Origin of the sequence: Cryobacterium psychrophilum, assembly GCF_004365915.1 — a bacterium.
Classification (GTDB): Bacteria; Actinomycetota; Actinomycetes; order Actinomycetales; family Microbacteriaceae; genus Cryobacterium; species Cryobacterium psychrophilum.
Window position 1 is genome coordinate 3,303,389 of record NZ_SODI01000001.1, and the last position, 12,553, is coordinate 3,315,941.

General features: G+C 65.5%; 11 protein-coding genes. 3 read left to right on the forward strand and 8 right to left on the reverse strand.

Annotated features, from left to right (window positions below; genetic code table 11):
• Nucleotides 1–23 precede the first annotated feature (23 nt).
• The 4 genes from EDD25_RS15550 to EDD25_RS15565 form a co-directional block, all read right to left on the reverse strand.
• The gene (locus tag EDD25_RS15550) at nt 24–2,204 is read right to left on the reverse strand and encodes a 3-hydroxyacyl-CoA dehydrogenase NAD-binding domain-containing protein (RefSeq protein WP_134174571.1); all 2,181 of its coding nucleotides are present in this window, start codon (nt 2,202–2,204) and stop codon (nt 24–26) included.
• The gene (locus EDD25_RS15555; RefSeq protein WP_134174573.1) at nt 2,201–3,406 is read right to left on the reverse strand and encodes a thiolase family protein; all 1,206 of its coding nucleotides are present in this window, start codon (nt 3,404–3,406) and stop codon (nt 2,201–2,203) included. Before EDD25_RS15555 ends, EDD25_RS15550 begins: the two co-directional genes overlap by 4 nt.
• 76 nt (nt 3,407–3,482) lie before the next feature.
• Nucleotides 3,483–4,682 (reverse strand): ribonuclease D, encoded by a 1,200-nt coding sequence (locus EDD25_RS15560; RefSeq protein ID WP_134174575.1) that lies wholly within the window; start codon nt 4,680–4,682, stop codon nt 3,483–3,485.
• Between the two features lie 75 nt (nt 4,683–4,757).
• Complete coding sequence (locus tag EDD25_RS15565; RefSeq protein WP_134174577.1) at nt 4,758–5,354, reverse strand: DUF3000 domain-containing protein; 597 nt, start codon at nt 5,352–5,354, stop codon at nt 4,758–4,760.
• A 65-nt stretch (nt 5,355–5,419) separates the two neighbouring features.
• On the opposite strand from EDD25_RS15565, the gene EDD25_RS15570 reads away from it, so the two are divergent.
• Nucleotides 5,420–6,631: an alpha/beta hydrolase family protein gene (locus tag EDD25_RS15570; RefSeq protein WP_241986389.1), complete on the forward strand. Its 1,212-nt coding sequence runs from the start codon at nt 5,420–5,422 to the stop codon at nt 6,629–6,631.
• On the opposite strand, the gene EDD25_RS15575 is transcribed toward EDD25_RS15570, so the two are convergent.
• Nucleotides 6,628–7,068 carry a SufE family protein gene (locus EDD25_RS15575; protein WP_134174579.1) on the reverse strand — a complete coding sequence of 147 codons (441 nt, stop codon included), beginning with the start codon at nt 7,066–7,068 and terminating at the stop codon, nt 6,628–6,630. The genes EDD25_RS15570 and EDD25_RS15575 overlap by 4 nt on opposite strands.
• The gene (locus EDD25_RS15580; protein ID WP_134174581.1) at nt 7,065–7,970 is read right to left on the reverse strand and encodes a sulfurtransferase; all 906 of its coding nucleotides are present in this window, start codon (nt 7,968–7,970) and stop codon (nt 7,065–7,067) included. The genes EDD25_RS15575 and EDD25_RS15580 overlap by 4 nt, the downstream gene beginning before the upstream one ends.
• Before the next feature lie 162 nt (nt 7,971–8,132).
• Between EDD25_RS15580 and zapE the strand changes: the two genes are divergently transcribed.
• Both zapE and EDD25_RS15590 read left to right on the forward strand, forming a co-directional pair.
• Nucleotides 8,133–9,209 carry a cell division protein ZapE gene (gene zapE, locus EDD25_RS15585; RefSeq protein ID WP_134174583.1) on the forward strand — a complete coding sequence of 359 codons (1,077 nt, stop codon included), beginning with the start codon at nt 8,133–8,135 and terminating at the stop codon, nt 9,207–9,209.
• Nucleotides 9,210–9,408: 199 nt separating this feature from the next.
• Nucleotides 9,409–10,632, forward strand: a complete 1,224-nt coding sequence (locus EDD25_RS15590; protein WP_134174585.1) for an ammonium transporter — start codon at nt 9,409–9,411, stop codon at nt 10,630–10,632.
• A gap of 176 nt (nt 10,633–10,808) precedes the next feature.
• Here the strand turns inward: EDD25_RS15590 and EDD25_RS15595 are convergent, their stop codons facing one another.
• Nucleotides 10,809–11,990 (reverse strand): MarP family serine protease, encoded by a 1,182-nt coding sequence (locus EDD25_RS15595; protein WP_134174587.1) that lies wholly within the window; start codon nt 11,988–11,990, stop codon nt 10,809–10,811.
• A gap of 279 nt (nt 11,991–12,269) precedes the next feature.
• A complete protein-coding gene (locus EDD25_RS17645; protein ID WP_166671325.1) occupies nt 12,270–12,437 on the reverse strand; it encodes a hypothetical protein in 168 nt (55 codons plus the stop codon).
• Nucleotides 12,438–12,553: the final 116 nt, after the last annotated feature.

The window sequence follows — 12,553 nt, forward strand, 5'->3', positions numbered from 1 at the left end:
AAGACACGCCGGGGCGTTGCCGCTTACCCGGCAACACTCTCGGCGGTGACGGATGACCCGACGCCACGAATCGAGGGCGTGTGGAACGTGCCGCCGAAGACCCGCTCGCTCGCGCCCACCCGGTCGAGGTACGGGGTGACCCCGCCCATCTGGAACGGGTAACCGGCGCCGAGGATCATGCACAGGTCGATGTCCTCTGCCGCGTGGACGACATCGCCGTCCAGCATCCGCTTGATCTCGTCGGCGAGGCCATCCTCGAACCGGCGCTGGAGTTCCGTTGCCGTCATGGGGGTGGTTCCGCCGGCGACGATCTTCAGGGCGGCCTTGTCGTAGCCCTTGATCTTGCCCTTCGCGTCACGCTCAAGGAGCGTGCCGTGTTCGGCGAGCCTGTGCAGGTTCGTGCTCTCGAAGAACCGGTCGGGGAACGCGGCGTGATGGGTGTCCAGAACGTGCGCGCCCACCTTGAGGCCGACGAGTTCGAGAAGCTCGAACGGTGTCATCGGAAGACCGAACGGTGCAATCGCCTCGGAGACGACATCGAAGGGTGTGCCGGTGTCGACGGCGTGCATGGCCTCGCCAAGCACCTTGGCGAGGATCCGGTTCACCACGAATCCGGGAGTGTCCGTCGTGATCACGGCGTTCTTACGCAGCTTTCCGGCGACGACCATGGCCGTGGAGAGCGTGGCCTCGTTCGTCTGCGGCGTGTTGACGACCTCGATGAGCGGCATCACGGCCACCGGATTGAAGAAGTGAAAACCCACGAGCCGTTCCGGGTGCTGCAGCTTGGCGCCGATCTGCTCGACGGAGAGCGACGAGGTGTTCGTGGCGAGGATGGCGTCGGGCGAGATGTGCTTCTCAATCTCGGCGAAGACATCCTGTTTCACACCGAGCTCCTCGAAGACGGCCTCGATCACCCAGTCGGCGTCGGCGAAGTCCGTCTTATCGGTGGTGCCGGTGACGAGGTGACGCAGCCGGTTCGCCTCGTCCGAGGAGATGCGGCCCTTGGTTTCGAGCTCGGCGATCTCGTTGTGGATGTAGGCGACGCCCTTGTCGACACGGGCCTGGTCGAGGTCGGTGATGACCACGGGAACGCGCAGGCGGCGAACGAAGAGCAGGGCGAACTGGCTGGCCATGAGACCGGCGCCGATGACGCCCACCTTGGTGATCGGGCGGGCGAGCGCCTTGTCCGGGGCGCCGGCGGGTCGTTTTGCCCGCTTCTGCACGAGGTTGAAGGCGTAGATGCTGGCCTGGAGCTGGTCGCCGGAGATCAGTTCGGCGAGGGCATCGTCTTCACGTTCGAAGCCCTCGGCACGGGTTCCGGACTTCGCCGCGCGCAGCAGCTCGAGCGCCACGTACGGGGAACGAGCGACCGTCCCGATACGGCCCTCAAGCATCTTGCGGGCAATGCCAATGGCGACGTCCCATTTGACGAGACGCTCAATCTTTCCCGGCTCGTTCGGACGTGACACCGTGACGGTACCCGCGATGACACCGTCGGCCCACTCAATGGACTGCTCAAGAAAGCGAGCGGACGGGAACATGACATCGGCGATACCGAGCTTGAGGGCATCCGCTCCCTTCAGGGTCCGGTTGTTCTTGAGAGGGTTCTCAATAATCACCTTGAGCGCGTTCTCGATGCCGATGAGGTTGGGGAGCAGATAGGAGCCACCCCAACCCGGGATCAGCCCGAGGAATACCTCCGGCAGCGCGATGGCCGGGACCGTGGCGTCGACGGAACGGTACTGCGCGTTGAGGCCGATCTCAAGCCCGCCGCCGAGCGCGAGGCCGTTGATGAACACGAAGGAGGGAACGCCGAGCGTGGCCTGCTTGCCGAAGGCGTGGTGGCCCAGCTGGGTGAGCAGCTTGCCCACCTCGAGGGACGGGATCTCGGCGACTTTGCTCAGGTCGGCACCGGCCGCGAGGATGAACGGCTTGCCGGTGACCGCCACGCCGTGAATCTCACCGCGGTCGGCCCGCGCCTTGAGAGCGTCCATGGTGGCCGCGAATTCGAGCAGCGACGCCGCGCCCAGCGTATTCGGGCGGGTGTGGTCGCGTCCGTTGTCGAGGGTAACGAGGGCGAGAACGCGCCCGTGGCTGATCTTCACGTCCCTGACGAGGGAATGCGTGACGACCTCGTCGGCCGAAAGCTCCAGCAGCGGGGAGAAATCGAGGGAGTCGTAGTGGAGGGGGGCTGTATCGGTCATCGTTTCGCTGCCTTCTTGTTGAAGTGCGGGTTTTCCCAAATGACGGTGCCGCCCTGGCCGAGGCCGACGCACATGGCGGTGAGTCCGTAGCGCACCTCGGGGTGCGACTCGAACTGGTGGGCGAGCTGGTTCATCAGGCGTACGCCGGAGCTGGCCAGCGGATGCCCGATGGCGATCGCGCCGCCGTACTCGTTCACGCGGGAGTCCTCGTCGTCAATACCGAAGTGATCGAGGAAGGAGATGACCTGCACGGCGAAGGCTTCATTGAGCTCGAACAGGCCGATTTCGGTGATGCTCAGGCCGGCCTTGCGCAGCGCCTTCTCGGTGGACGGCACGGGGCCCAGGCCCATTACTTCGGGTTCAACGCCGGCGAAACCGAAGCTCACCATTCTCATCTTGACGCTCAGGCCGAGCTCCTTGGCCGTTGCCCCGCTTGCGAGCAGGCACGCGGATGCTCCGTCGTTGAGTCCGGACGCGTTCCCGGCCGTGACGCGGCCGTGTGCCCGGAAGGGCGTACGCAGCGCGGAGAGGCCCTCCAGGGTGGTTTCCGGGCGGGGCCCTTCGTCCATTGTGGCCAGGCCCCAGCCGGATTCGCTGCGGGTGGCGACTGGAATCAGATCGGGCTGGATCTTCCCGGCGGCGTAGGCAGCGGCGACCTTCTGCTGGCTGCGCAGGGCGAAGCGGTCCGAGCGTTCCTTCGTGTACGAGGGGAACCGATCGTGCAGGTTCTCTGCGGTGAGGCCCATGTTGAGGGCGTCCTCGCTGACGAGCCGCTCAGAGAGGAAACGCGGGTTCGGATCAACGCCGGAACCCATCGGGTGCCGGCCCATGTGTTCCACACCGCCGGCGATCGCGAGGTCATAGGCGCCGAAACCGATGGAGCCGCCCATCGTGGTGACAGCGGTCATCGCGCCGGCACACATCCGGTCGATGGCGAAGCCGGGCACCGATGTGGGCAGGCCGGCGAGGAGCGCCGCCGTGCGCCCGAGGGTGAGTCCCTGGTCGCCGGTCTGCGTTGTTGCGGCGATGGCCACTTCATCGATCCGCTCACCCGGAACTCCGGGGTTGCGTTCCATGAGTCCAATGATGGCTTTCACCACCAGATCATCGGCGCGGGTGTTCCAATACATGCCTTTTTCGCCGGCGCGTCCGAACGGGGTTCGAACCCCGTCCACAAAGACAACTTCTGCTTTCTCGGCCACAATGCCTCCATCACTCGATCAGGTCTTCACCGATCCTAGGGGTGCAGTATTTACGGGAGGAATCGTTTGACTGTTCCTACGACTCGGATTCCTCAGAGTCGACCGCCGCCTGTGGGGTTTCTACAAACGCAGCGGCAATTAATTGTGCGGTCGCGTCAATTTGCCACGGTCGCGCGCCCAAAGTGGAGAGTGCGTCACTCAGAGATGCCGCATCAGCGGGAACCGGAGGGGCCCAGCAGACGCGGCGCAGGTACTCCGGGGTGAGCAGGTTCTCAAGAGGAATGGACCACTCTGCGGTCAATACCGTGAGCGCGGCGCGAGCGGCACGAAGGCGGGTATCGGCCTCCGGATTGCGCTCTGCCCACGCCCGGGGCGGGGGCAGAGTGTCGGTGTGGGGTTTCGCCTGCGGCATATCGGTGCTCGTCTGGGCGGCTTTAAGGGCGGCCCACCAACGGTCGAGCTCATTGCGGCTCGCCCGCCCGGTGAATTCACGCAGCGCCGCGAGGGCCTGCCTGGTGGTGGGGAGTACCCGGGCCGCGGCAATGATCGAGGCGTCGGGGACCAGGCGGCCGGGCGATACGTCGCTCTCGCGGGCGAGGTCGTCCCTGGCGATCCACAACTCGCGGGCCGCCGTGAGGTTGCGCTGGCCGCGCAGGGAGTGGATGCCCGACAAACGGCGCCAGGGGTCGACCCGGGCGGCCAGGGCGGGCTTTTCGAGCACGGCGAGAAATTCCTGGGCGGCGAGGTCTGTCTTACCGGACTCGACGAGCAGGTCGACCATGTTGTCGCGCAGGTCGGGGAGCAGCTCCACGTCGAGCGCCGCGTACACGAGCCAGGACTCGGGGAGAGGCCTGGTCGACCAATTGGCGGCGGAATGTTCCTTGGCCAGGTGGATGCCGAGCAGTTCCTCCACGACGGTGCCGAGGCCAACGCGGGGGAGGCCCAGGAGCCTGGCCGCGAGTTCGGTATCGAAGATGCGGCCCGGGTTGAGCCCCACCTCGCGCAGGCAGGCGAGGTCCTGGCTGGCCGCGTGCAGAATCCACTCCTCGTGGGCAAGCGCGTCGTTCAGCTCCTTGAAGTCACCGATCAGGGGGGGATCGAACAGGAAGGTACCGGCGCCTCGCCGGAAGATCTGAATCAGGTATGCGCGCTGCGAGTAGGTGAAGCCGGATGCCCGCTCCGCGTCGACGCCGACCGGACCGTTGCCGGCGGCCAATTCAGCAGTCGCGGCCAGGTAGGCCTCTCGAGTGTCGATAACGGTGTGTGTCGAGTTCATACCCTGCTTTTCGGTGTGCTGTTGTCGTGCTGGCCTGTGCGACCGCTACATTCATTCTCTCGCTCGAGCGATCGATCAGCCACCACCACGAGCAGCCCGGCGGGCTGACAGCATGCTCACGCTTTCACCCAGAGGCGGAAGCCCGGCGATCATACAGAGCAGTTCGCCCCACCCCTCCACGTGAGCGGTCAGGTTGTGGTCGAGGGGAGTCCACGACGCCCGCAGCTCTATTTGGGCGCCATCGCCCTGTTGTGCAAGCTCACCAAAGCCGGACGAGATGATCTTGGTGGCTGTTCCAGAGGCCGCGGTGTACCGCGCCCCCCTGGCGGTGAGGGCGTCGATGAGCCAGGTCCACGTAACTTCGGCCAGGAAGGGGTCGAGGCCTATCTCGACTTCGAGCGGCGCCTGGGCGAAACACACGACGCGGAAGCGTCCGCCCCAACCCTCCGGTTCGTCGGGGTCGTACAGCAGAATGAAGCGACCGGTGCCCCGGTCGGAGTCGCTGCCGGGACGCACGGGATTCACGTCGGCCGAGAGGGCGATCGCATAGGGGGCGAGACTGCCGGGAGCAGGAATCTCGCTCATGATCAGGTCGGCTCGACTCGTGGCACGTCGAATAGCATCAACGGCAGCTGCGAACTCCAATGGGAGCGATTCCTCAGTTTCGGACACTTCTGCAGACTAGAGTTTTTTCTGGGTGTTGTCTGCGAGGCACGCCGGGCGAGCAGGAGGTACGCGTGAGCGGCAAACCAGGGTACGGAGCAGGAGTGCGGCGTGCGGCGGGCGTCTCGGGGATCGTCGTCGCGGGGCTGGGGATGGCCGTGGCGGCCGCGACGGGCGTTCTGGCCGCAGTCATGGCACGCACCATCGTCACTCCGCCCACGGAGCGACCCGATGACACCCCGGTGATCGCTGTCGACGACGTGGCCGGCACCATCACCCTGCAGCCGACCGCCGATTCGATGCTCCCCGGGGAATACAGCTTCTTCTTCAGCGCCGGAACCGGCCACGCGAGGCTCGGTGAGATTCTGGCAACGGACGTAAAGGGCGTCACCCGACGCGTCCTCTCCGTCGACTACGGCGACCTCGCCGCCGCCGAGCAGGGCCGGTTGAGCGGATGGTTCTACCTCGGCCCCGAGGACCTCGGCCTACCGTTCGAAACCGTCTCTGTTCCGCTGGACGTGGGGGCAGGAGCGCCGGCGTGGTTGATTCCGGCCGAGGTGCCGAGCGACCGCTGGGTGATCCAGGTGCACGGTCGGGCCGTGACGAGGCCGGAGGGACTGCGCGCCGTGCCGGTCTTTCGGCAGGCGGGGTACACCTCGCTCCTGATCTCCTACCGAAACGACGGGGAGGCCCCGTTCAGCGGGGACGGTCGCTACGCCCTGGGAGACACGGAATGGCGCGACGTTGACGCGGCCATCGAGTTTGCGGCGAGCCGTGGTGCGCGCAGTATCGTGCTTATGGGGTGGTCCATGGGTGGCGCGATCGTGCTGCAGACGGCGACACGCACACGGCACCTGGACCTGCTCGCGGGAGTCGTGCTCGAATCCCCGGTGATCGACTGGGCCGACGTTGTTGCCTTTCAGGGCGTTGCGCTCAGGCTGCCGACCTTCATCGCCAGCGTGGCCATGCAGGTCATGGGACGCCGTTGGGGTGGGCTGGTTACCGGCCAGGCCGTTCCGATCGACTTTCGTCGGCTCGACTTCGTGGCGAGGGCCGACGAGCTGGAACTGCCCATGTTGCTCCTGCACAGCAACGATGACGGCTTCGTGCCCGTGACCGGGTCGCGCTCGCTTGCCACGATTCGCAATGACATTGTCACGTTCGTGCCGTTTGGTGTGGCCCGCCACACCAAGCTGTGGAACTACGACCGGCCCCGGTTCAACAGCACGATCTCCACCTGGCTGGTCGAACTGCCGCTGCGGAGTCCGACCAGCACAGAGGACTAGAGTCCGGTGCGCTCCCGCACCTGACGCTTCGACCGGGCCAGCAGGGCCGACATGCCGCGAATGCGCAGCGGAGACACCGCTTGGGTCAGACCAATCGACTGCGGGTAGTCGTCGGGAACCGCGAGCACCTGTTCGGGGGTGAGCCCGTCGAGGCCCTGCACCAGAATCGAGGCGAACCCGCGGGTGGTCGGCGACTCTCTCGGCGCCGTCGCGTAGAGGTGGAACGTGTTCTCGGCATCCACTTCGACGAAAATAAAGACGGGGGATTGGCACTCGACCACGCGTTCAAAGAGGTCGGGATGGTCGCGGTACCGCTCGGGGAGTTCCGGCAGCTCGTTCGAGAATTCGAGCAGCAGCTGCAGGCGGTCGGGCTGCTCCAGTGCCAGGAAGTCCTCGCGGATGTCGGCCAGCTGCGCCGGAAGCGCCGCTTCGGTCATCGACGTGCCGGCGGGGTCTCGCCGGGCTCGGTGCCGAGGACGATGGGCACGCCGACGGCATTTCCCCATTCGGTCCATGAGCCGTCGTAGTTGCGTACGCCCTCAAAGCCGAGCAGGTGCGTGAGCACGAACCAGGTGTGGCTCGACCGCTCCCCGATGCGGCAGTACGCAATCACGTTGTCCCCCTCGGTCAGCCCGGCCTCGCCCTTGTAGATGGCGTCGAGTTCCGCCCGCGCCTTGAATGTGGAGTCTGCCGCGGCTGCTCGCGCCCACGGTACGGATGCCGCGGAGGGGATGTGGCCGCCGCGCAGGGCGCCCTCCTCGGGGTAGGCCGGCATGTGCGTGCGTTCGCCGCTGTACTCCTCGGGGGAACGCACATCGATCAACGGGTTGCCGAAGTGTGCGAGCACGTCGTCGCGGAAGGCGCGGATGGGGGCGTCGTTACGTTCAACGACCGGGTAGGCGGCCGGAGCGACCTGGGGCCGTTCCGTGGTGACCTCGCGACCCTCTGCGACCCAGTTGTCTCGGCCGCCGTCGAGCAGACGAACGTCGGCGTGGCCGAACAGGGTGAACACCCAGAGTGCATACGCGGCCCACCAGTTGCTCTTGTCGCCGTAGATGACGACGGTGGCGTCGCGGGAGATGCCCTTGTCGCCCAGCATCGTCGCGAACGCGGTTGCGTCGATGAAGTCACGGGTGACCGGGTCGTTCAGTTCGGTGTGCCAGTCAATTTTCACTGAACCGCGGATGTGACCGGTTTCATAGAGCAGCACGTCCTCGTCGGATTCGACGACGACGAGACCGTCGGTGCCGAGGTGCGCCTGCAACCATTCGGCGGAGACGAGACGTTCGGGGTGGGCGTATTCGGCGAATTTCGGTGCGGGATCGAGCGCGATGGACATGAAACCTCCAGAAGGGGGACGGTTCTGACGCTTCCTCAGCGCTGAGCGCGGATTAGGCTTGTCATCAGCCCCCCGATAAATCTACGCGGTATGGGCGCCGTTCACATTCCCACGGCTTTCGTTGCACGAGATGACGACCACGCAGAAGACGAGTAATCCGCAATGACGCCACAGAACCAGTTCCAACCCCAGCTGCACACGCACACCGAGGTGCCGAGATTGGGCGAGCGCTCTCCGGATATCACCGGTGCGGAAATTGTTGCAGAGCTCGTTCCGCCGCCACAGTTCGAGCACGCCTCGTTCGAGTCGTACCGACCCGACCACGACTACCCCTCGCAGGTTGGGGCGGTGGAGCGCCTGCACTCGTTCAGCGCCGCAGCGAGCGGGCAGCGCCCCGGCGGGTTCTTCTCCCGTGGACGCAAGGTCAAGCCGGAATTGCCTGGCATCTACCTGGACGGTGGTTTCGGCGTGGGCAAGACCCATCTCCTCGCCGCTCTCTGGCACGAAGCGCAGAGTCCCAAGTACTTCGGCACGTTCATTGAATACACGGCCCTCGTGGGCGCACTCGGTTATCAGGAGACGATCAAGGAGCTCCGCAGCGCGAAGCTCATCTGCATCGACGAGTTCGAGCTTGATGACCCGGGGGACACCATGGTGATGACCCGGCTGCTCGGCGAACTTGTCGCCACCGGCACGCGCGTCGCCGCAACGTCCAATACGCCGCCGAATTCCCTCGGTGAGGGTCGATTCGCGGCCCAGGACTTTCTGAGGGAGATCCAGGCAATGTCCGCGAACTTCGAGACGGTGCGCATCGACGGTCTCGACTATCGCCGGCGCAACGCCTCCGGGCAGGCCACCTCGATCGATCAGGAAGACCTCGAGCACATGGTCACCGCGATGCAACAGCGCGGCTCCCGGTTCACCGAAGACAGTTTCGGGGCGCTCATTCGGCACCTCGGTACCGTGCACCCGTCCAAGTACGTCAAGATCATCCGCGACGTCGACGTCATCGCGCTCACCGACGCCTATCTGCTGACCGACCAAACGGATGCCCTGCGGCTCGTGGCCTTCATCGACCGCGTGTACGACGCGGAGATTCCGATCATCGCGAGCGGGCTGCCGCTCAACGAGGTTTTTGACGTTGAAATGATGGCGGGCGGCTATCGCAAGAAGTACCAGCGTTCCCAGTCGCGCATGGTCGCCCTGACCACCGGGGAGCTTCCGCCGCACGCGGAATAGGCCCGCGGCATCCTCATAGACCGGGGAATGGCCCGAAACACGGTCTTAACATGTCGGCCAACCGCGTAACACTCGCGAAACACATCGGAACGTTGGTGGAAACGTCGCAGCCGGATACTGAAAAAGTACCCGATGCGGCACACCGAGCGTTGAGTCCTCGAGGTACACCCTGAAAATCGAGAAGGTGTGAGGACAATCTATGGACACGGGAAGTATTTCATGGGGGATCATGGCCACGGCCCTGGTTCTATTTATGACACCGGGCGTCGCCTTCTTCTACGGCGGACTCGTCAAGGCGCAGAGCGTCGTCAGCATGATGATGATGAGCTTCGGCGCACTGGGCCTGATCAGCGTTCTCTGGATCCTCTACGGGTTCAACATGAGCGCGGTCGACGGGCCGACGCAGTTCGCAGGCAACCCGTTCGCTGACTTCGGGCTGGGCGGCCTCGCCACCGGAGAGACGGCCAACACAGACCTGCTCGGCGCAACGTTCGGCGCCACCTTCGCCATCATCACGGTCGCGCTGATCTCCGGTGCCGTCGCCGACCGCGCGAAGTTCGGTTCCTGGATGATCTTTGCTGGCGTCTGGTCAACACTCGTCTACTTCCCGGTCGCAGCCTGGGTCTGGGGTGGCGGCTGGATCATGCAACTCGGCGAGACCCTGAACCTCCCCGGCGTCATCGACTACGCCGGTGGTACAGCCGTGCACATCAATGCCGGTGCCGCAGCCCTCGCCCTCGCCCTGGTGCTCGGCAAGCGCGTCGGGTTCCAGAAGGGCATCACCAAGCCCCACAACGTTCCGCTCGTTCTCATCGGTGCGGCGGTGCTGTGGTTTGGCTGGTTCGGTTTCAACGCGGGCGCCGAATGGCTCAACGGTCTCGAAAACGTGGGCATCATCGTCGTCAACACCCTCGGAGCCACCGCCGCAGCCATTCTCGGCTGGATGCTCGTGGAGAAGTTCAAGGACGGCAAGGCCACGTCGGTCGGCGCCGCATCGGGCGCCGTCGCCGGCCTCGTCGCCATCACACCGGCCTGCGCCAACCTCGAGCCGGGCTGGGCGTTGCTCCTCGGTCTCGTCGCCGGCACCGTCTGCGCCATGGCGATTGAGATGAAGTTCAAGCTCGGTTTCGATGACTCCCTCGACGTTGTCGGAATCCACCTCGTTGGTGGAATCATCGGTACCCTCTACCTCGGCTTCTTCGCCATCGACACCGGCCTGTTCACCGGCGGCGGAGACCTCGGTCAGCTCGCGGTACAGGCCATCGCGGCCTTCGGCGTGCTCATCTACTCCTTCATCGTTGCCTACCTGCTGGGTCTCGCGATTGAGAAGACCATCGGCTTCCGCGTCAAGAACGAAGACGAACTCGCCGGCATCGACACCTTCGTGCACGGCGAAGAGGGCTACGCGCTCGACCGCGTCTAGCGTCGATTCACCTTCCACGACAGGCCTGGGGCACAATCCGCAACGGATGCCCCGGGCCTGTCGTCGTCCCCGAAAGCATGAATCCGGGAGGGGGCAGAAGCCGGATGACTGGTTCGCGTACCTGGGACAGTCGTCCGGGTCGCGGACTGGTGAGGGGTGCCGGCGGGTCAGCCGTGTCAGCCGCGGATGCAGGTACCGGAGGAGACACCGGCGCCCAGCCCGGAGGCCTGCGCCACAACGGGTGCGATCTCCTCGAGTGAGAGCGCATACCCGACGTTGTCGGTCTCGGCAGACTTCGCGAAGATCACGCCGGCCACGAGGCCGGACTCACTGAGCAGCGGGCCGCCGGACTCACCCTGTTGCACGTCCGAAGCGAGGGTGTAGACCTCGCGGTTGCTCGGGTCCTGCCCGTAAATGTCGGCAACGCTCAGCGTGCCGAGGGACAGCACGCGGGCGGGATCGGAGACGAAGGGGCCGCCGAAGGGATACCCGTCAGCCACGGCGCCGCTGCCGGCCGGCAGATCCTCACCGAGCTCAAGCGCGGGAGCCGAGAGACCGTCAACGGCGATGATGGCGAGGTCGTCCACGGAGTCGAAGTACACGACCTTGCCGGGGAGCGCACCACCAGACGGGGATTCGATGACCGGCTCCGTCACGCCGGCGACGACGTGTGCGTTGGTGAGCACCCGATTGGGAGCCACCACGAATCCGGTTCCGGACTGGCTCTGGCCGCAGGCGTAGGCGGTGCCGGTGATCAGCATCACGGACTGCGCGGCGACGGCGAGCGCCGGGTTGCTTGTGTCAGCATCCGCAGGCTCGGGGGTCGGACCGGAGAACGCTTCGACGATGCGGGGGAGCCCCTCCTGAACGGCGAGCGAGCGCAGCTGCGCCAGCAGGCTCTTCACCGGATCGGGCGTCAGATCGTCGATGCCGCCGATGACGGTCGATGAGGCTATAGCGGGGGACAGGTAGGGAACCCCGAGCGCGCCAACGCTGAAGGCGACCATCGACGCGATGAGAGCGGAGGCGACCCCACTGAAGACGCCGCCGAGCAGGCGGTCGATGATGCCGAGTGGGGTGCGGTGGGCGACGCGTCCGATGGCGTTGCCGACGGACGTTCCCACGGAGAACCCGATCGCGACAAGAACGATCGCTGCGCCGATCGCGGCCGGGGTGCGCCACTCCGGTGCCGGGATCCACGTTCCCACGAGCGGTACGACAAAGAACGCGGCCAGTCCACCGGCAGCGGCGCCGATGATGCCGCTGAGGCTGCGCACGAGTCCGCTGCGAAAGCCGTTCACGAGGGCACCGAGCAGCAGCACTATGAGCAAGAGGTCAAGAACCGTGGAACCGGTCATGCATGCTCCCTTCGGGTGTCGGCGAATCGTCGAGGTTTTCCCACCCGAACGGTTTGTTTAGCTATTGATGGTGACACAGGCCTCCTGCGGGAACGCTGGACAAAGCGCGTGTTCTGGCCGGGGGACGCGAGTGTTGCAGCATCGTGACCCTGTGCGCGGACTCGATGCTCGCTGAGTGCGCGGTGAGGGTCTGCGACGTGCGTGTGGGGTCTGGCGCGTGTCAGCGGATCTTCGTCAGGGCGGTGAACGACATCGTGGCGCCGGTCCGTTCTGACAGGTCTAATAGAGCAGGTCGTGGCCGCCGGGCAGGTCTCCGAACGTGTTGCGCGAGCTGTTGAGCATGGCAACGATCCCGTCCACGCGGTACAGGCCCGAATGCACGCCGGTGAGGGTGATGAGCGTTCCGTCGGCCCCACTCTCTCCAGCGCAACTATTCAGCGTGCTCACCGCCGAGGCCGGCGGTCGCGGCGGCGAGTGGCTGGCCGATCTCGTTGCCGGGAATGTTTTTCTCCAACGGTGACGGCACGAATTGGAGCTATCCCGGGCCAACATCCTGGGGGTCT

What these genes read in the sequence shown, in the direction of transcription:
- EDD25_RS15560 (WP_134174575.1), bottom strand. Translation starts at nt 4,682, where the DNA reads ATGAACTCGACACACACCGTTATCGACACTCGAGAGGCCTACCTGGCC.
- zapE (WP_134174583.1), top strand. Translation starts at nt 8,133, where the DNA reads ATGACGCCACAGAACCAGTTCCAACCCCAGCTGCACACGCACACCGAG.
- EDD25_RS15580 (WP_134174581.1), bottom strand. Translation starts at nt 7,970, where the DNA reads ATGTCCATCGCGCTCGATCCCGCACCGAAATTCGCCGAATACGCCCAC.
- EDD25_RS15590 (WP_134174585.1), top strand. Translation starts at nt 9,409, where the DNA reads ATGGACACGGGAAGTATTTCATGGGGGATCATGGCCACGGCCCTGGTT.
- EDD25_RS15575 (WP_134174579.1), bottom strand. Translation starts at nt 7,068, where the DNA reads ATGACCGAAGCGGCGCTTCCGGCGCAGCTGGCCGACATCCGCGAGGAC.
- EDD25_RS15595 (WP_134174587.1), bottom strand. Translation starts at nt 11,990, where the DNA reads ATGACCGGTTCCACGGTTCTTGACCTCTTGCTCATAGTGCTGCTGCTC.
- EDD25_RS15550 (WP_134174571.1), bottom strand. Translation starts at nt 2,204, where the DNA reads ATGACCGATACAGCCCCCCTCCACTACGACTCCCTCGATTTCTCCCCG.